The following is an 18,328-nucleotide window of genomic DNA, read 5'->3' as shown; positions in this document are numbered from 1 at the left end:
GCCGCCCGCCGGGCCGCCGCGGCCCGGGCGGCGGCCAGCGCGACCCGCGCGAGCAGCGGGTCCTCGCCGACGCCGGCGGCCTGCTTCGCCGCCTGGCAGCGCGAGCACCAGACCGGCGAGGCCGGCCCGTCCGGGTACCGCATGCTCTCCGGCGGCAGGTAGTGCCCACCGCACTCGACACACTCGAAGACCAACCTCATCCGACGATCACCGTCCCGGATCCGTGGCACCGACCGCATGGCGACCAGAACGTGTGGATCCTCGGCACCATGCTTCCTTCCTCGTCCCGTTCGACCGTGGCCTCGGTCTTCTGGGTCCCCCCGGACCCGCCGCAGCCGGAACAGGACTGAACCTCGGGCATATGCCGTCCTTCCGTGGCGGAGGACCACCGTAGCGCGAATTCGCGGGCGGCAGCACCGCTCCTGACGATCCACCACCCCATCGGGGAGCGCGTGAACGTCCCGCACGCCCCACCGGACGCGGATGGCCCCTCGTGCACGCACGAGGGGCCATCCGTCGAGGAGGACCGTCAGCCGAGGGAGGCCCGCAGGTACTCCCGGTTCATCGCGGCGATGCTGGGCAGCGGGATGCCCTTGGGGCAGGCGGTGGCGCACTCGCCGGTGTTGGTGCAGCCGCCGAAGCCCTCGGCGTCCATCGCGGCGACCATGTTCCGCACCCGGGAGGAGCGCTCCGGCGCGCCCTGGGGGAGCACGTTGAGGTGGACCACCTTGGCGGAGGTGAACAGCATCGCCGAGCCGTTCGGGCAGGCGGCCACGCAGGCGCCGCAGCCGATGCACTCGGCGTGCTCGAAGGCGGTGTCGGCGGTGTCCTTGGGGACGGGTGTGGCGTGCGCGTCGGGTGCGCTGCCGGTGGGGGCGGTGATGTAGCCGCCGGAGCCGATGATCCGGTCGAAGGCCGAGCGGTCCACGACCAGGTCCTTGACCACCGGGAAGGCCGCGGCCCGCCAGGGTTCGACGTCGATGGTGTCGCCGTCCTTGAAGTGCCGCATGTGCAGCTGGCAGGTGGTGGTCCGTTCGGGGCCGTGGGCCCGGCCGTTGATGACCATGCCGCAGGCGCCGCAGATGCCCTCGCGGCAGTCGTGGTCGAAGGCGACGGGCTGGTCGCCGCGGGTGATCAGCTCCTCGTTGAGGGTGTCGAGCATCTCCAGGAAGGACATGTCCGGGCTGATGCCGCTGACCTGGTAGGTGGTCATCGAGCCGGGTGCGTCCGGGCCCGCCTGGCGCCAGATGCGCAGGGTGAGGTTCATGCGTAGCTCCGCTGGGTGGGGTGGACGTACGCGAAGTCGAGCGCCTCGCGGTGGAGGACGGGGGCGGTGCCGGTGCCGGTGAACTCCCAGGCGGCGGCGTAGCTGTAGTCCTCGTCGCGGCGGGCGGCCTCGCCGTCGGGGGTCTGGCTCTCGGTGCGGAAGTGGCCGCCGCAGGACTCGGCGCGGTGCAGGGCGTCCAGGCACATGAGTTCGGCGAGCTCGAAGTGGTCGACGAGCCGGTTGGCCTTCTCCAGGGACTGGTTGAGCTCCTGCCCGGTGCCGGGCACCTTGATCCGGCGCCAGAACTCGTCGCGCAGCCGGGGGATGCGCTCCAGCGCCCGGCGCAGGCCGGCTTCGTCGCGGGCCATCCCGCACTCGTCCCAGAGGAGTTCGCCGAGTTCGCGGTGGAAGGAGTCCGGGGTGCGGTCGCCGTTCACCGCGAGGATGAGGTTGAGCCGGTCCCCGACCTCCGCCTCCGCCGAGGCGACCGCCGGGTGGTCGGCGGGCACGGCGGGCAGCGGGTTGCGGGCCAGGTAGTCGTTGAGGGTGGGCGGGAGGACGAAGTAGCCGTCGGCGAGGCCCTGCATGAGGGCGCTGGCGCCGAGCCGGTTGGCGCCGTGGTCGGAGAAGTTGGCCTCCCCGATCGCGAACAGGCCGGGGACGGTGGTCTGGAGGTCGTAGTCGACCCAGAGCCCGCCCATCGTGTAGTGGATCGCGGGGTAGATCCGCATCGGCACCCGGTACGGGTCCTCCGCGGTGATCCGCTCGTACATGTCGAACAGGTTGCCGTACTTGGCGGCGACGGCGTCCCGGCCCAGCCGGCGGATGGCGTCGGCGAAGTCCAGGTAGACGCCCTGCCCGCCGGGGCCGACGCCGCGGCCCTCGTCGCAGACGTTCTTGGCGGCCCGGGAGGCGATGTCGCGCGGCACCAGGTTGCCGAAGGACGGGTAGATCCGCTCCAGGTAGTAGTCCCGCTCGTCCTCGGGGATCGCGGCCGGCGGCCGGTCGTCGCCCTTGGCCTTGGGCACCCAGATCCGGCCGTCGTTGCGCAGCGACTCGCTCATCAGGGTGAGCTTGGACTGGTGGTCGCCGGAGCGCGGGATGCAGGTGGGGTGGATCTGGGTGAAGCACGGGTTGGCGAAGTAGGCGCCGCGCCGGTGGGCCCGCCAGATCGCGGTGGCGTTGGAGTTCTTGGCGTTCGTCGAGAGGTAGAAGACGTTGCCGTAGCCGCCGCTGGCGAGGACGACGGCGTCGGCGGTGTAGGTGCGGATCTCGCCGGTGACGAGGTCGCGGGCGACGATGCCGCGGGCCCGGCCGTCGACGACCAGCAGGTCCAGCATCTCGGTGCGCGGGTGGATCTCCACGTTCCCGGCGGCGATCTGCCGGGAGAGCGCCTGGTAGGCGCCGAGCAGCAGCTGCTGACCGGTCTGGCCGCGGGCGTAGAAGGTGCGGGAGACCTGGACGCCGCCGAAGGAGCGGGTGTCCAGCAGGCCGCCGTACTCGCGGGCGAACGGGACACCCTGGGCCACGCACTGGTCGATGATCTCCACCGACACCTGGGCGAGCCGGTGCACGTTGGACTCGCGGGCGCGGAAGTCGCCGCCCTTGACGGTGTCGTAGAACAGGCGGCGGACCGAGTCGCCGTCGTTGCGGTAGTTCTTGGCCGCGTTGATGCCGCCCTGGGCGGCGATCGAGTGGGCCCGTCGCGGGGAGTCCTGGAAGCAGAACTGGACGACGTGGTAACCCTGTTCGGCGAGGGTGGCGCCGGCCGCGCCGCCGGCCAGGCCGGTGCCGACGACGATCACCGTGTGCTTGCGCCGGTTGGCCGGGTTGACCAGCTTGGCGTCGAACCGCCGCTGGTCCCAGCGCTGTTCGATCGGGCCGTCGGGGGCCTTGGTGTCGGCGATCGGCTCGCCGACGGTGTACGAGGCGTAGCTGCTCACTTCACGACTCCGGTCATCACGGCCACGGGGACGGACAGGAAGCCCACGGTCAGCATCAGGGCCAGGCCGTTGGCGATCAGCTTCAACGCCCGGTCCCGGCGGGCGTTGTTGGCGCCGAGGGTCTGCGCGGCGCTCCAGAAGCCGTGCCGGATGTGCAGGCCGAGGGCCAGCATCGCGACGATGTAGATCACGCAGCTGTACCACCGCCCGAACGAGGCCACGATGTTCTGGTACGGGTGGCCGTGCTCGGCCGCGGGGTTCACGGTGAGCGTGGTCAGGTCGAGGATGTGCCAGACGATGAACAGCGCGAGGATCACCCCGCCCCAGCGCATCGTCCGGGTCGCGTAGCTGGCGCGGCGGCGCTGGTGCACGTACTTGCTCGGCCGGGCGGCGAGGTCCCGCCGGCTCAGCTGGTAGGCGGAGACGCCGTGCGCCGCCACGGCGGCCAGCAGGCCGGCGCGGGCGATCCAGAGGAACCACTCGTACCGCAGGAACGGTTCGCCGAGGGTGCGCAGCCAGTGCGCGTAGCCGTTGATCTCGTCCGGGCCGAAGAACACCTTGAGGTTCCCCAGCATGTGCGCGACCAGGTACAGCAGCATGACCAGTCCGCTGACGGCCATGACCGCCTTCTTGCCGACGGTCGACCGCCAGAGGGTCAGCAGGGTGGACGGGGGCCGGGCCGTCCGAGTCGCGGTTGTCATGTCGGCAACCGTAGGGAGCGGTGCGACGGTGTGTCCAAGACATGCTGTGGCTCGTGACGATAGCCAGGTCCTATCAAAGCGCCGTACGCTGGGGGAATGCAGCTCCAGCAGCTCCGTTACTTCCTGGCCGTGGCCGAAACCTGCCATTTCACCCGGGCGGCCGAGGCGGTGCACGTGGCCCAGCCCTCGCTCTCGCAGCAGATCCGGGCGCTGGAGCGGGAGTTGGGGACGGAGCTGTTCCACCGCACCCGGGGCAACATCGCGCTCACCGACGCCGGCGACGCGCTGCTGCCGCTGGCCCGGCGCATCCTCGCGGACACCGAGAGCGCCCGCCTGGCCGTCCAGGAGACCGTCCAGCTGCGCCGCGGCCGGGTCCGGCTGGGGGCGCCGCCGAGCCTGTGCACCAGCCTGGTGCCGGACGTGCTGCGGGTGTTCCGGGACCGCTACCCCGGCGTGGCGCTGGCGGTCCGCGAGGGTGGCTCGCGCGACCTGGTCCGCTCGCTGGCGGCGGGGGAGCTGGACCTCGCGCTGATCATCAACCCGCCGAGCGGCGAGGCGGTGCCCGCCCTGGACGTCACCGAACTGCTGCACGAGGAGCTGGTGTTGGTCTCCGCCGAGGAGCGGGCCCGGCGCAAGGTCAAGGTGACGGAGCTGCGCCGGCGGCCGCTGGTGATGTTCCGCGAGGGCTACGACGTCCGCGAGGCGACCCTGGCGGCCTGCCGGGAGGCCGGGTTCGAGCCGGAGTTCGCGGTGGAGGGCGGCGAGATGGACGCGGTGCTCGGCTTCGTCCGGGCCGGGCTCGGGCCGGCGGTGGTGCCCGGCATGGTGGCGGCCCGCTCGGGGCTCGCCGTCACCCCGTTCGCGGGGCCCGGCCTGGGGCGCACGATCGCCGTCGCGCACGGCCACGAGGTGCCGCTCACGCGCGCCGCGGACGCGCTGCGCGCGACCCTGCTCGCGCACCTGCGCGACGCCGCCGGGGACGGCGAACTGCCGCCGGGCACACGGCTGTTGCTCTGAGAGCGGAAAGGCCCGGGGCGCGCGCCCCGGGCCTTCACACGCGACACGGTCAGGCCGGCAGCACGGCCTCGATCGCGGCGACGACCTCGTCCGCCTCGGGGTCGACGCGCGGCCGGATCCGGGCGGCGACGGAGCCGTCCGGCGAGATCACGAACTTCTCGAAGTTCCAGGCGACGTCCCCGGCCTGACCCTCGGCGTCGGCCTTCCGGGTGAGCTGCGCGTACAGCGGGTGCCGGCCGTCACCGTTCACGTCGGTCTTCTCGAACAGGGGGAAGGTCACGCCGTAGGTGGTGGAGCAGAAGGTCTGGATCTCCTCGGCGCTGCCCGGCTCCTGCCCGGCGAACTGGTTCGACGGGAAGCCCAGCACGCTGAAACCGCGCGCGGCGTAGCGCTCCTGGAGCCGCTCCAGGCCGGAGTACTGCGGGGTGAGGCCGCACTTGGAGGCGACGTTGACGATCAGCAGCGCCTTGCCCTTGTAGTCGGCGAGCGAGGCGGCCTCGCCGGACAGCGTGCGCAGCGGAATGTCGTACAGGCTCACGGTGGTCCCTTTCGGCAGGTCGATAAAGGCGGGCGCCTTCCGCGGCTACGGTAACGGCCCCGGACGGATCAACCGCGCCAACGGCGCCAGTGTTCCGCGAGTGTCCGGAGTTCCGCGAGCGTCCGGTGTTCTGCGAGCGTCCGCCGTTCTGCCGGCGTCCGGCGTTCCGTGAGCGTGGGGGCGGCCGGAGCGGCGCGTCCGCCCCCACACGTCGGATCGGAGCGCGTCGGCTCAGAGCGCCAGCGGCTTGATGGCGGTCGGGGCGTGCTCGGGAAGGGTGGCGAGCTCCTCGAACTCGTTGACCTTGTCGATGTCGCTGCCGCTCATCGAGATGTTGGTGACCCGCTCCAGGATCGCCTCGACGACGACCGGCACGCGGAACTCGGCGGCCAGCTTCTTGGCCTCCTCGAAGGCCGGCAGCAGGCCCTCCGGCTCGGTGACCCGGATCGCCTTGCAGCCCAGGCCCTCGGCGACCTTGACGTGGTCGACGCCGTAGACGCCCAGCTCCGGCGCGTTGATGTTCTCGAACTCCAGCTTGACCTGGAAGTCGATGTCGAAGTTCCGCTGCGCCTGGCGGATCAGGCCCAGGTAGGAGTTGTTGACCAGCACGTGGATGTACGGGATCCGGTGCTGGGCGCCGACCGCCAGCTCCTCGATCATGAACTGGAAGTCGTAGTCGCCGGAGAGGGCGACGATCTGGCCCTCGGGGTCGGCGGTGGCGACGCCGAGCGCGGCCGGGATGGTCCAGCCGAGCGGGCCGGCCTGGCCGCAGTTGATCCAGTGCCGCGGCTTGTAGACGTGCAGCATCTGCGCGCCGGCGATCTGGGACAGGCCGATGGTGGTGACGTAGCGGGTCTCCGGGCCGAAGGCCCGGTTCATCTCCTCGTAGACGCGCTGCGGCTTGAGCGGCACGTTGTCGAAGTGGGTGCGGCGCTGCAGCTGCGCCTTGCGGGCCTGGGTGGAGGCGGCCCACGCGCTGCGGTCCTTGAGCTGCCCGGCGGCCTTGAGCTCCTTGGCCACCTCGACGAACAGCTCCAGCGCGGCCTTGGCGTCGGAGGCGATGCCGAGGTCGGGGGCGAAGATCCTGCCGATCTGGGTGGGCTCGACGTCGACGTGGACGAACTTGCGGCCCGCGGTGTAGACGTCCAGGCCGCCGGTGTGGCGGTTGGCCCAGCGGTTGCCGATGCCGAGGACGAAGTCGGAGGCGAGGAAGTTCTCGTTGCCGTAGCGGTGCGAGGTCTGCAGGCCGACCATGCCGGCGTTCAGCTCGTGGTCGTCCGGGACGATGCCCCAGCCCATCAGGGTCGGGATCACCGGCACGCCGGTCAGCTCGGCGAACTCCAGCAGCAGCGCGGAGGCGTCGGCGTTGATGACGCCGCCGCCGGCGACGATCAGCGGGCGCTCCGACTCCTGGAGCAGCGCGATGGCCTTCTCGATCTGGATCCGGTTGGCGGACGGCTTGTAGACCGGCAGTGGCTGGTAGGCCTCGGGGTCGAAGTCGATCTCGGTCAGCTGGACGTCGATCGGCAGGTCGATCAGGACCGGGCCCGGACGGCCGGAGCGCATCAGGTGGAAGGCCTGCTGGAAGACGCCGGGGACCTGCGCGGCCTCCAGCACGGTGGTGGCGGCCTTGGTGACCGGCTTGGCGATCGAGGCGATGTCGACGGCCTGGAAGTCCTCCTTGTGCAGGCGGGCGACCGGGGCCTGGCCGGTGATGCACAGGATCGGGATCGAGTCGGCGATCGCCGAGTACAGGCCGGTGATCATGTCGGTGCCGGCCGGGCCCGAGGTGCCGATGCACACGCCGATGTTGCCGGCCTTGGCGCGGGTGTAGCCCTCGGCCATGTGGGAGGCGCCCTCGACGTGCCGGGCCAGGGTGTGCTTGATCCCGCCGGAGGCCTTGAGCGCGGCGTAGAACGGGTTGATGGCTGCGCCCGGCACGCCGAACGCGACCTCAACGCCTTCGAGCTTGAGGATCTCCACGGCCGCGCGGGCGGCTGTCATACGAGGCATCGGGTTTCTCCTGCGTCGGCCCGCAGTGGGTCGGAGGGCTCATCTCCTGAATTCCACCATACGGAAGAACGGTTTCTGTATGTGGAAACAAAGTAGGGCGGGGCCCGTTGGGGCGTCAAGGGGAGATTCAACAGAATGTAGACGTCCAGGCGGGGTGGGCGTCGTGGGATCCGTGCAGGGCGCGCCTCGTTCGTATGCGCGATCGTCGTTCGTGCTGGTGTACCACAGGAACCGGCCGTTCCGGGCCGGAAAGCGAGCCCGGTGTGCGGCGGGCGTGAAGGGATGGTGTGTGAGGTTGGCCCGCCCCGCAGTCCTGGGTACCGTCGGTGGCACGCCGGGCCCGTGACGTCCAACTGAGGCCGCGGCAAGGGGGTTTGGGACCGAGACCGGGGAGCGGGGGAGCTCCGGCGGCGGGTCCCGTCCAGGACCAGCGCGCCCGGTCCGCCGCACCCGAGCTAGGACGCACCCCCTGACCGCACCGACCCGACACCCATCGCCGCCGTCCGGTGCCCCGGACGGCCGACGCACCGCTGTCGCCTTCGCCGTGCGGCCCGCTCCGGGGCCCGTCCGGTCACTACGTGCCCCGTCGCGCCGTGCCTCGTCTCACGTTGCCCTGTCACACCTTGCCCTGTTACGCCCTGCCCAGGAGCAGCGTGCCCGTCGCCGGCGGGCGCGCGGAAGGAACGTCCCCATGTGCTGTCCTCCTGTCCGGACCCCGGCGGTGACCGGGTGAGCCGTCCGCCCCGCCGCCGCACCGCCCCGCCGGGCCGTCCCCGGCGACCGCTCGGGGCGCTCCGGGCGCTCCGGGCCGTCCCCTGGCGGTACGACCTGCCGTCCTCGCTGGTGGTCTTCCTGGTCGCCCTCCCGCTCTGCGTCGGGGTGGCGGTCGCCTCCGGTGTCCCGGCCGAGCTCGGGCTGATGACCGGCATCGTCGGTGGCCTGGTGGTCGGCCTGCTGCCCGGCAGCAGCCTCCAGGTCAGCGGTCCGGCCGCCGGGCTGACCGTTCTCGTCTACGAGGCCGTCCAGCGCTTCGGCCCCGGCGCGCTCGGCCTGCTCGTCCTCGGCACCGGCCTGCTCCAGCTGGCGATGGGAGCCCTGCGCCTCGGCCGCTGGTTCCGCGCCATGTCCGCCTCCGTGGTGCACGGCATGCTGGCCGGCATCGGGCTGACCCTGCTGTTCGGCCAGCTGTACGCGCTCGCCGACCGCCGGGCCCCGGCCACGGGCCCGGAGAAGATCGCCGGACTGCCCGTCCTCCTCCGGGACGCCGTCACCGGCGCCGCCACCCCGAGCGCGGTCGCCCTCGGCGCGGGCACCCTGCTGGTGCTGGTCTTCTGGAAGCACCTGCCGGCCAAGGTCGTCCAGAACGTGCCCGCGCCGCTGGCCGCCGTCGGGCTCGCCGCCGCCGTCACCGCCGCCGCCGACCTGCCGGTGGCCCGGGTCCGGGTCTCCGGCCTGCTCGACGTCGTCCACCTGCCCGACCGCGCCGCCCTCGGTGCCCTGGCTGGCAGCGCGGGCCTCGGCACCGTCCTCGGCACCGTCGTCGCGTTCACCCTGATCGCCTCCGCCGAGACGCTGTTCAGCGCCGCCGCCGTCGACCGGATGCACCACGGCCCGCGCACCGACTACGACCGCGAGTTGACCGCCCAGGGGATCGGCAACACGGTCTGCGGGCTGCTCGGCGCGCTGCCGATGACCGCCGTGATCGTGCGCAGCGCGGCCAACGTCCAGGCCGGCGCCCGCACCAAGGCCTCGCGCACGCTGCACGGGGTCTGGCTGCTCCTGTTCACCGCGCTGCTTCCCGGCGCGCTCGGCCTCGTGCCGCTCACCGCGCTGGCCGCCGTCCTGGTCCACGCGGGCGCGAAGCTCGTCCCGGTCCGGCGGATCGTCGCGCTCTGCCGGGAGCACCGCGGGGAGGCGCTCGTCCTCGGCGTGACGGCGACGGCGATCATCGCCACCGACCTGTTCGAGGGGGTGCTGATCGGCATCGGACTGGCGGTGGCGAAGTCCGCCTGGCAGACCTCGCACCTGCAGATCGGCGTGGAGGAGCTGCACCCGGAGCGCGTCCTGCGCGTCCGGCTGAGCGGCAACGCGACCTTCCTGCGGCTGCCCCGGCTGCTGGACACGCTGGAACGGCTGCCGGCCGACCGGCCGGTGGAGCTGGACTGGTCCGGGCTGCGCCACCTGGACCACGCCTGCACGGTGGCCCTCGCCTCCTGGGCCACCCAGCACCGGGCCCGCAGCTCGGCCCCGCTGGCCGTCGAACCGCCGCTGCCCGCGGTGGTCTGACGGCCGGCCAACCTGGTCGCGGCCATGGGGTTGCCATGGCCGCGACCAGTATCAATCTGCGGTGGGGCGATCCGCCTCGGCGATGAATCGCCGAGGGCTGACGGCCGGTCGGCCGGGCCGGCTCAGCCGGCCGAGGCGGGCTGGGTCTCGGACCGGGCGGGTTCGGCGGCGGGCTCGGTGGTGGCGGCGCCTCCGGGAAGCAGGCGGTCCAGGGCGTACGGGCCGGCGCCGAGGACGGCGATGGCGAGGAAGGCCCAGCAGAACAGGACGGACGGCTCGCCGCCGTTCTGCAGCGGGAGCAGGGCGTGCTCCTGGTGGACGGTGAAGTAGGCGTAGGCCATCGAGCCGGAGCAGAGCAGCGCGGCACTTCTGGTGCCGAGGCCGAGCAACACCAGGCTGCCACCGAGGAGTTGTATCAGCGCGGCCCACCAGCCGGGCCACTGGCCGACCGGGATGGTGCCGCCGCCCTTGGCGCCGCCGAGGACGCCGAACAGCGAGGCGGCGCCGTGGCAGGCGAAGAGCAGGCCGATGACGACCCGGAAGGCCGCCAGGACGAGCGGGCGGGCGGCTTCGGCCGCCGCGCGCGGGGTTGCGGGCAGGTTCACGGACAAGAGGAAACGCCTCCTGTGGGGACGGGACGGACGACGGGTCGGCAAGGGTAGCTTCAGCCCGACCCGCGGGGCAATGCCCCGTCAGATCCGGCGAATGTTGTCAAGTGGACTGTCAAATTGGCAAGTTGAGAGTCTTCGCGGCCTGGCCTGCGGCCGGGCTTGTGGCCGCTTGTGGCCAGTTTGCGGCACCCTATATTGACCGATCGATCTGGAAAGGGTTAGCGTTCCCTCATGGCGCGAACGAAGGAATTCGACCCGGACGCGGCGCTCCAGGCGGCCCTCGACCTGTTCTGGCGGCGCGGCTACGAGGCCACCTCGATGGCCGACCTGGTCGAGGGGCTCGGGATCGCCCGCGCGAGCCTGTACGCCACCTTCGGCAGCAAGCGCGAGCTGTACCTGCGTGCGCTGGAGCGCTACAGCGAGCAGACCGACCCGGTCCTGCTGGCCGAACTGTCCCAGCCCGGGCCGGTGTTGCCGGCCGTCCGCGCGCTGGTCCGCCGGTACGCGGAGGCGTCGGCCGAGGACGGGCTCAAACGCGGCTGCTTCGTCACCAACACGGCGGTGGAGCTCGCCCCGCACGATCCCGCGGCCGCCCGCCGGGTGGAGGCGAGCCTCGGCCACCTGGAGACGGTGCTCACCGCCGCCCTGGTCCGCGCCGAGGCGCAGGGTGAACTCCCCGCCGGGCGGGAGCCCCGGGCGCTGGCGCGGATGCTCATGGTGCTGATGCAGGGCATGCGCGTGCTGGGCAAGGCCACCGACGGCGCCGCCCGGGTGCGGGACGCCGCCGAGCAGGCGCTCGTGCTGCTGGACTGATCAAGAGGGGATAGGTTCGTCCTCTTTTGCTGCGCCGATATTGGACCGAACGGTCTAGATGGGGAGGGGGGAAATCCTGGCCACGTCCGCGACGTCCAACCACCACCCCATCGGAACGCGCCACCCCATCGGAACGCACCGCCGAATCAGAACGCACCACCGCGTCAGAACGCACCAATCGGATCAAGGAGTTCACCTCATGACCACGCGCTTCGCCGACACCTCCGTCCTCGTCACCGGCGGTGGCACCGGCATCGGCCGGGCGATCGCGCTCGCCTTCGCCCGCGAGGGTGCCCGGGTCGCCGTCGCCGGCCGCACCGCCGGACCGCTCGCCGAGACGGTCGAGCTGATCGAGCGCGCGGGCGGCAAGGCGGTCGCGCTCACGGGCGATGTGACGAACAGTCAGGACGCGGCCCGGCTGGTCCGCGAGACCGTCGAGCACCTCGGAGGGCTGGACGTCGCCGTCAACAACGCCGGCGTGCTCGGCGCCCTCGGCCCGATCGCCGACGTCGACGAGGAGGACTGGCGGCGCGTCATCGACATCAACCTGACCGGCACCTGGCTCGCCATGAAGCACGAGATCGCGCACATGCGCGCCCAGGGCGGCGGCGCGATCGTCAACGTCTCCTCCAACGTCGGTGCCCACATGAGCATCCCCGGCCTCGGCGCCTACGCCGCCAGTAAGGCTGCCGTCACCGCGCTCACTCGCAGCGCCGCCCGCGACCACATCGCCGACGGCGTGCGGATCAACATCGTGAGCCCCGGCCCGGTGGACACCCCCATGTCCACCCGGCCCGGGGAGAACGCCGCCGACAAGGCCGAGCGGATGAAGGACTCCATCCCGGCCGGCCGCGCGGGCGCGGTCGAGGAGATCGCCGCCGCCGTCCTCTACCTCGCCTCACCCGAGGCCGCGTTCACCGTCGGCGCCGACCTCGTCCTGGACGGCGGCATCACCGCCTGACGCGGGGAACGCTCAACGGCTGGGCAGCGCTCAGCCGTTGAGCCATGTCCCGGGAAGCGCCTCGCACGGCGCGCCCAACGCCCTTTCGCTGCGACGGCCCGTCCACGGCCCGTCCGCGCACGACCGGCCGGATCTGACGCGAACGCGTAATCCCGCGGACACTCGTTGCTCACCGACAGGTTTCCGACGCGTCGCACGGGCAAGACACGGTTTCGGCCGGAACCGACGTCACGAAAGGCGGACGCGCAACCCATGCCGACCGCACCGCACACCGCGCCCCACCCACGGCGCCGACACCGCTGGGGCGAACACGGACTCGCCTGGGCATTCCTGCTGCCCTCGCTGGTCGTCTTCGTCCTCTTCATCGGCTACCCGCTGGGGCGGACCCTCTACCTGAGCGCCCACGCCAACGACCTGTTCGGCGCGCCCTCCCGCTACGTTGGGTGGCAGCACTACACCGACCTGCTGACCTCGGCGGACTTCCGGCGCACGCTGGTCACCACCGCCCTGTTCACGCTGCTCACCGTCGTCCCCGGGGTCCTCGGCGCGCTCGTCCTGGTACTGCTCCTGGAGAACCGCATCCGGGGCGTCCGGCTGCTGCGCTCCGCCTTCGCGCTGCCGTTCGCCTTCTCGGTGGCCAGCGCGTCGGTGGTCTTCGCGGTGTTCTTCAACCCCGCCAGCGGGGTCATCAACGGCCTGCTCTCGCACCTCGGCCTCGGCCCGGTCGGCTGGCTCACCGACGACCGGTACGCGCTGGTGTCGGTGGCTGCCACCACGGTGTGGATGAGCCTCGGCTACAACGTGCTGGTGCTCTCGGCGGGTGTCGGCTCGATCCCCGGCGAGCTTCTGGAGGCGGCCCGGCTGGACGGCGCCTCCGGGCTGCGGCTGGCCCGCTCGATCACCGTGCCGATGCTCGGCCCGCACCTGTTCTTCCTCACCGTGGTCTCCACCGTCCACTCGCTGCAGAGTTTCGGCCAGATCCACATCCTCACCAAGGGCGGCCCGGACGGCGCCACGCGCACCCTGGTCTACTCCGTGTACGAGAAGGCCTTCGCGTACGGCTCCAGCGACTTCGGCACCGCGAGCGCGCAGGCCGTCGTCCTGCTCGTGGTCGTCCTCGCCTGCACGGCCGTCCAGTTCGGTGTCCTGGAACGGAAGGTGCACTACGCATGAGTTCGATCGCCACCGAGGCCGAGGCACCCCGTCCGCGGACGGGTGTCCTGGCCGGCCGCTCCCCGCGCGACCTGCTCGCCCGCGCCGCCGTCTACCTGGTGCTCGCCGCCGCCGTCGTCACCGTCGCCTTCCCGGTGTACTACGCGATCGCCGGTGCGTTCATGAGCCCGTCCGAACTCTCCTCGTACCCACCGGCGTTGGTGCCCCACTCGGTCACCGGGCGGAACTTCTCCGGGGCCGTGGACACCATCCCGCTGGTCCGCCAGTACGCCAACTCGGCGATCACGGCGACGGCCATCACGCTCGCCCAGCTGTTCACCTCGATCCTGGCCGCGTACGCCTTCGTCTTCCTGCCGCTCAGGGCGCGGGCCGTGGTGTTCGGGGTGTTCCTGGCGACGCTGATGGTCCCGTGGGAGGCCATCATCATCCCCAACTACCTGACGCTGTCGGACTGGGGGTTCGGCAACACCTACTTCGGGCTGGTGCTGCCCTTCCTCGCCTCCGGGTTCGGCACCTTCATGCTGCGGCAGTCCTTCCGGCAGTTGCCCGCCGAACTGCGCGACGCCGCCCGGATCGACGGCGCCGGCCACTGGCGCTTCCTGTGGCGGATCGTCGTCCCGCTCAACAAGCCCGCCCTCGCGGCGCTGTCGATCTACGTGTTCCTGTCCGCCTGGAACCAGTACTTCTGGCCGCTCATCATCACCCGCACGGCGAACATGCAGACCCTGCAGATCGGCCTCACCTCGCTGCGCGACTCCGAGATGTCCGACCCCGGCCTGATCCTCGCCGGTGTCGTGCTCTCCCTGCTGCCCACCCTCGCCCTGGTGGTCTTCGGCCAGCGCTTCATCGTCCGCGGCCTGACCGCGGGCGCCGTCCGCTGATCCTGCTCGTGCCCGCTCTGCTCGTCCTTTCCGCCCGTCCCCCCCGACAGAGAGAGAACCCCCGTGAAGAAGAGTGCACGCGCGCTCGCGGCCCTGCTGGTGGCCGGCCTGACCCTGACCGCCTGCAGCTCCGGTGACTCCACCTCGGGCTCCGGCGGCGGCTCCACCGACGCGGCGGCGCCCGGCGCCCAGGCCCTCGACCAGGCCGGCGGCGTCACCATCGTGGAATTCTGGCACTCGATGACCGGCAAGAACGCCGACGTGCTGACCGGCCTGGTCGACCAGTTCAACGCCGCCCACCAGGGCAAGATCCAGATCAAGGCCGAGTTCCAGGGCAAGTACGACGAGCTGGTCGCCAAGTACAAGGCCTCGGTGCAGCAGAAGGGCACCCCCGCCCTGGTGCAGGTCTACGACATCGGCACCCGCTTCATGATCGACTCCAAGCAGACGGTGCCCGCGCAGGCCTTCGCGGACAAGGACGGCTACTCGCTCGACGACCTCGACCCGAACATCCGCAACTACTACTCGGTCGGCGGCAAGCTCGCCGCCATGCCGTTCAACTCCTCGATGCCGGTGCTCTACCTCAACACCGACGCCTTCAAGGAGGCCGGCCTCGACCCGGCCAAGCCGCCGACGACCCTCGCCGAACTCGGTGATCTCGCACAGAAGCTGACCAAGAAGGACGCGAACGGCCAGACCGTGCGCTACGGCTTCGGCGCCGCCATCTACGGCTGGTTCGTCGAGCAGCTGCTCGCCGAGTCCGGCACCATGTACTGCGACCAGGACAACGGCCGCAGCAACAAGGCGGGCAAGGCCGTCTTCGACTCCGCCCAGGGCGCCCGGATCGTCCAGTGGTGGGCCGACCTGGTCAAGAACGGCTACGCGGCCAACACCGGCCGGGTCACCGACGACGCCCAGGCCGCGTTCAAGTCCGGCACCGTCGCCATGCACCTGGAGTCCACCGGCGTGCTGCGCGGCTACACCGAGGCCGCCAAGTTCACCGTCGGCACCGCGGCCTTCCCGAAGGTCACCGCGAGCGACCAGGGCGGCCCGGTGATCGGCGGCGCCTCGCTGTGGATCAGCGGCCCCGGCCACTCCGACGCCGAGAAGCGCGCGGCGTGGGAGTTCGAGAAGTTCCTCACCTCCCCCGAGCAGCAGGCCGCCTGGCACACCGGCACCGGCTACTTCCCGGTCAACCGCAAGTCCCTGGACGACCCCAAGGACAAGGAGTGGGTGGCCAAGTACCCGCAGTTCCAGACCGCCATCGACCAGCTCAAGGCCACCAAGCCCGCCCCGGCCACCGCAGGCTGCCTGCTCGGCGTGATGCCGCAGGCGCGCAAGGGCGTGGAGACCGCCATCGAGCAGACGATCAAGGGCTCCAAGACCGCGCAGCAGGCGCTGACCGATGCGGCCAAGGAACTCCAGCCCGCGATCGACAGCTACAACAGCTCGGTGGGCTGATCGCTTCGCCGTGAATCCGCCCGCCCGGTGCAGCACACCGGGCGGGCTTTCGCGTCGTTCCCGTGCTACGCGGAGAGCGCCTGGCCGTCGTCCGGCAGCGCGCAGGCGGCGGCGAGTTCGTCCAGCGACAGATCGAGCGCGAACGCGAGCGCGGCGATGGTGAAGAACGACGGCGTCGGCGCCCGGCCCGTCTCGATCTTGCGCAGCGTCTCCGCCGAGACCCCCGCCGCAGCGGCCACCTCGACCATGCTGCGCCCACCACGCGCGTCCCGAAGCAGCGCACCGAAGCGCTCCCCGCGCTCGCGCTCCCACGGGGTCAGCGGAGTCCTCACCATGCTGTCGATCCTAGGCCCTACCCGCGAGAAGTCGACGCCCCGGCGTCCCGGCTGCCGCCCACACGCCCTTCCCGCTTCCCCGCGACGGCGCCCCCGCCGCTGCCCGCCCCCGCCCCCGCCCGAGCTTCCCGCGGCGAGCGGGCATCACCCACCATCCCGACCGTGATACAAATACCGGTATAAGAATTGGAGATCGAAAGGACGCCGGATCACCATGGTCGAACTCAAGTCGGACACCGCCCTCGCCGCGATGCGCGAGGCCGGCCGCGTGGTCGCCCGGGCGCTGGCCGCCGTGCGGGCCGAAGCGGCGGTCGGGGTCAGCCTGCTGGAGCTGGACGAGGTCGCGCGGGGCGTGCTGCGGACGGCCGGGGCGACGTCCCCCTTCCTCGGCTACCGGCCCTCCTTCGCCCCCGTGCCGTTCCCGGCGGTCATCTGCGCCTCCGTCAACGACGCCGTGGTGCACGGCATCCCGGACGGCTACCGGCTGCGCGACGGCGACCTCGTCAGCATCGACTGCGGCGCCGTCCTCGACGGCTGGGCGGGCGACTCGGCCGTCAGCTTCACCGTCGGCACCGCCCGCCCCGAGGACGAGGCGCTGATCGACGCCACCCGCCGCGCCCTGGAGGCCGGGATCGCCGCCGCCGTGGTCGGCAACCGGACCGGCGACATCGCGCACGCGGTCGGCACCGTCGCCCGGGCGGGCCGCTACGGCCTGCCGGAGGGTTTCGGCGGGCACGGCATCGGCCGGAGCATGCACGAGGACCCGCACGTGCCCAACGACGGCCGCCCGGGCCGGGGCTACCCGCTGCGCCCGGGCCTGGTGCTGGCCATCGAGCCGATGCTCGCCGCCGGCGGCCGCGACGACCACCGCACCGACCCCGACGGCTGGACCCTCCGAACCTCCGACGGCACCCGCGCCGCCCACATCGAGCACACCGTCGCCATCACCGAGGACGGCCCGCAGATCCTCACCCTCCCGTAGGCCCCGCAGGCAGGCCACCCGTCGCGGATCCCCCGCGCCGCGCCCCAGCCACTGCCCGGGAGGTGGCGTCCCCGCCTCGCCCGGCGGCCGCTGCCCAGGTGGCGGCCTGCTGAACGTCTGCCGTCGGACTGCCCCGGCCCGGCCGGGCCGTTGAGGTGTCCGGGTAGGCTCGGCGGCGTGATCAAAGGTGTGATGTTCGACTTCTCCGGCACGCTCTTCCGCGTCACGTCGACCGCACAGTGGCTCGACGCCCACACCGCCTCCACCGGCCTCGCGCTGGACGGCCGCGAGCGGGCCGAACTGGTCGCCCGGCTGGAGGAGTTCGGCGCCCTGCCCGGTGGTGCGGCGCCGCGCCGGATCCCGGTGGACGTCCAGGAGGCCTGGCAGGTCCGGGACTTGAGCGCGGAGCTGCACCGGGCCGCCTACACCACGCTGGCCCGCGCGGCCGAGCCGCCCGTCGGCCTCGACGTGGACGCCCTCTACGAGACGCACATGGCGCCGGCCAGCTGGCAGCCGTACCCGGACACCGGGCCGACGCTGCGCGAGCTGCGCCGCCGCGGCATCCCCGTGGCCGTGGTCAGCAACATCGGCTGGGACCTCCGCCCGATCTTCCGCGAGCACGGCCTGGACGACCTCGTCGACGTATACGTCCTGTCCGTCGAGGTCGGCGCCCAGAAGCCCGCCCCGGCGATCTTCGAGGCGGCCTGCAAGCAGCTCGGCCTGGCCCCGGCCGACGTGCTGATGGTCGGCGACGACCGCACCTGCGACGGCGGCGCGACCGCCCTCGGCTGCGCGTTCCACCCCGTCGAGCACCTGCCGGTGGACCTCCGCCCGGCCGGTCTCACCCCGCTCCTGGACCTGCTGCCGTGACGCACGCCACGCAGTGTCCCCAGGGGCCTCCGGAGTAGCGTGCGGACCATGACCGATCAGGACTTCACCACGCGCGTCACCGTGCGCGGATACGAGACCGACACCCAGGGCCACCTCAACCAGGCGGTTTACCTCCAGTACGCCGAGCACGCCCGCTGGGAGTACCTCCAGGCCGCCGGCATCCGCCAGGCCGACCTGGTCGCCAAGGGCGTGGGCCCGGTGGTGCTGGAGACCACCTTGAAGTACCTGCGCGAGCTGCGCGCGGGCGACACGGTGGACGTGAGCTGCGCGTTCGTGTGGGGGGACGGCAAGACCTTCCAGGTGGTGCAGCGCATCACCCGCACCGACGGGGTGCTCGCGGCCGAGCTCATCGGCGTGGGCGGCATCCTCGACCTGACGGCCCGGCGGCTGGTCGCCGACCCGCGCGAACCGCTGCGCGCCCTGGCCTCGGACCCGGCCCTGCTCGGTCTCTGACC

General features: G+C 72.1%; 18 protein-coding genes. 10 read left to right on the top strand and 8 right to left on the bottom strand.

The genetic code is table 11. The annotated features are described in order from the left end of the window. The 4 genes from KV557_RS26205 to KV557_RS26190 all read right to left on the bottom strand — a co-directional run. On the bottom strand, positions 1–200 hold a 200-nt coding region (locus tag KV557_RS26205; protein WP_218203942.1), incomplete at its 3' end, for a hypothetical protein. A gap of 329 nt (positions 201–529) precedes the next feature. Beyond that, a complete protein-coding gene (locus KV557_RS26200) occupies positions 530–1,267 on the bottom strand; it encodes a succinate dehydrogenase/fumarate reductase iron-sulfur subunit (protein ID WP_218203941.1) in 738 nt (245 codons plus the stop codon). Beyond that, entirely contained in the window at positions 1,264–3,210 is a 1,947-nt protein-coding gene (locus KV557_RS26195) for a fumarate reductase/succinate dehydrogenase flavoprotein subunit (protein ID WP_218203940.1), read from the bottom strand. Before KV557_RS26195 ends, KV557_RS26200 begins: the two co-directional genes overlap by 4 nt. Further along, positions 3,207–3,911, bottom strand: a complete 705-nt coding sequence (locus KV557_RS26190) for a succinate dehydrogenase cytochrome b subunit (RefSeq protein WP_218203939.1) — start codon at positions 3,909–3,911, stop codon at positions 3,207–3,209. Before KV557_RS26190 ends, KV557_RS26195 begins: the two co-directional genes overlap by 4 nt. 96 nt (positions 3,912–4,007) lie before the next feature. Here KV557_RS26190 and KV557_RS26185 point away from each other — a divergent pair, with 96 nt between their 5' ends. Then, a complete protein-coding gene (locus tag KV557_RS26185; protein WP_218203938.1) occupies positions 4,008–4,928 on the top strand; it encodes a LysR family transcriptional regulator in 921 nt (306 codons plus the stop codon). 49 nt (positions 4,929–4,977) lie between these two features. On the opposite strand, the gene KV557_RS26180 is transcribed toward KV557_RS26185, so the two are convergent. Further along, positions 4,978–5,466, bottom strand: a complete 489-nt coding sequence (locus KV557_RS26180; protein ID WP_218203937.1) for a glutathione peroxidase — start codon at positions 5,464–5,466, stop codon at positions 4,978–4,980. Between the two features lie 231 nt (positions 5,467–5,697). Further along, positions 5,698–7,479: a glyoxylate carboligase gene (gene gcl / locus KV557_RS26175; protein WP_218203936.1), complete on the bottom strand. Its 1,782-nt coding sequence runs from the start codon at positions 7,477–7,479 to the stop codon at positions 5,698–5,700. 729 nt (positions 7,480–8,208) lie between these two features. Between gcl and KV557_RS26170 the strand changes: the two genes are divergently transcribed. Continuing rightward, positions 8,209–9,765, top strand: coding sequence for a SulP family inorganic anion transporter (locus KV557_RS26170; RefSeq protein ID WP_218203935.1), 1,557 nt, complete (start codon positions 8,209–8,211; stop codon positions 9,763–9,765). A 122-nt stretch (positions 9,766–9,887) separates the two neighbouring features. Here KV557_RS26170 and KV557_RS26165 read toward each other — a convergent pair whose 3' ends face one another. Then, positions 9,888–10,364, bottom strand: coding sequence for a DoxX family protein (locus tag KV557_RS26165; RefSeq protein ID WP_218203952.1), 477 nt, complete (start codon positions 10,362–10,364; stop codon positions 9,888–9,890). 243 nt (positions 10,365–10,607) lie between these two features. Here KV557_RS26165 and KV557_RS26160 point away from each other — a divergent pair, with 243 nt between their 5' ends. The 5 genes from KV557_RS26160 to KV557_RS26140 all read left to right on the top strand — a co-directional run bounded on the left by KV557_RS26160 (position 10,608) and on the right by KV557_RS26140 (position 15,665). Then, entirely contained in the window at positions 10,608–11,189 is a 582-nt protein-coding gene (locus KV557_RS26160) for a TetR/AcrR family transcriptional regulator (RefSeq protein WP_218203934.1), read from the top strand. Between the two features lie 199 nt (positions 11,190–11,388). Beyond that, positions 11,389–12,150: an SDR family NAD(P)-dependent oxidoreductase gene (locus KV557_RS26155; protein ID WP_218203933.1), complete on the top strand. Its 762-nt coding sequence runs from the start codon at positions 11,389–11,391 to the stop codon at positions 12,148–12,150. 252 nt (positions 12,151–12,402) lie between these two features. Beyond that, on the top strand, positions 12,403–13,323 hold the full coding sequence (locus tag KV557_RS26150; RefSeq protein WP_218203932.1) for a carbohydrate ABC transporter permease: 921 nt from the start codon (positions 12,403–12,405) through the stop codon (positions 13,321–13,323). Beyond that, positions 13,320–14,204 (top strand): carbohydrate ABC transporter permease, encoded by an 885-nt coding sequence (locus KV557_RS26145; protein WP_218203931.1) that lies wholly within the window; start codon positions 13,320–13,322, stop codon positions 14,202–14,204. The genes KV557_RS26150 and KV557_RS26145 overlap by 4 nt, the downstream gene beginning before the upstream one ends. A 63-nt stretch (positions 14,205–14,267) precedes the next feature. Further along, on the top strand, positions 14,268–15,665 hold the full coding sequence (locus KV557_RS26140) for an ABC transporter substrate-binding protein (protein ID WP_218203930.1): 1,398 nt from the start codon (positions 14,268–14,270) through the stop codon (positions 15,663–15,665). Positions 15,666–15,730: 65 nt separating this feature from the next. On the opposite strand, the gene KV557_RS26135 is transcribed toward KV557_RS26140, so the two are convergent. Further along, positions 15,731–16,000 carry a helix-turn-helix domain-containing protein gene (locus KV557_RS26135; RefSeq protein ID WP_218203929.1) on the bottom strand — a complete coding sequence of 90 codons (270 nt, stop codon included), beginning with the start codon at positions 15,998–16,000 and terminating at the stop codon, positions 15,731–15,733. Positions 16,001–16,214: 214 nt separating this feature from the next. Here KV557_RS26135 and map point away from each other — a divergent pair, with 214 nt between their 5' ends. The 3 genes from map (at position 16,215) to KV557_RS26120 (ending at position 18,326) form a co-directional block, all read left to right on the top strand. After that, entirely contained in the window at positions 16,215–16,982 is a 768-nt protein-coding gene (gene map, locus KV557_RS26130) for a type I methionyl aminopeptidase (RefSeq protein ID WP_218203928.1), read from the top strand. Positions 16,983–17,159: 177 nt separating this feature from the next. Next, positions 17,160–17,852 (top strand): HAD family hydrolase, encoded by a 693-nt coding sequence (locus tag KV557_RS26125; RefSeq protein WP_308130074.1) that lies wholly within the window; start codon positions 17,160–17,162, stop codon positions 17,850–17,852. A 48-nt stretch (positions 17,853–17,900) separates the two neighbouring features. After that, positions 17,901–18,326: an acyl-CoA thioesterase gene (locus KV557_RS26120; protein WP_218203927.1), complete on the top strand. Its 426-nt coding sequence runs from the start codon at positions 17,901–17,903 to the stop codon at positions 18,324–18,326. The last annotated feature ends 2 nt before the right edge of the window (positions 18,327–18,328 follow it).

The organism is Kitasatospora aureofaciens (assembly GCF_019192735.1).
GTDB classification, from domain to species: Bacteria; Actinomycetota; Actinomycetes; order Streptomycetales; family Streptomycetaceae; genus Kitasatospora; species Kitasatospora aureofaciens_A.
Note: the sequence above shows the minus strand (reverse complement) of the source record. Positions and strands in the feature narration are given on the sequence as shown.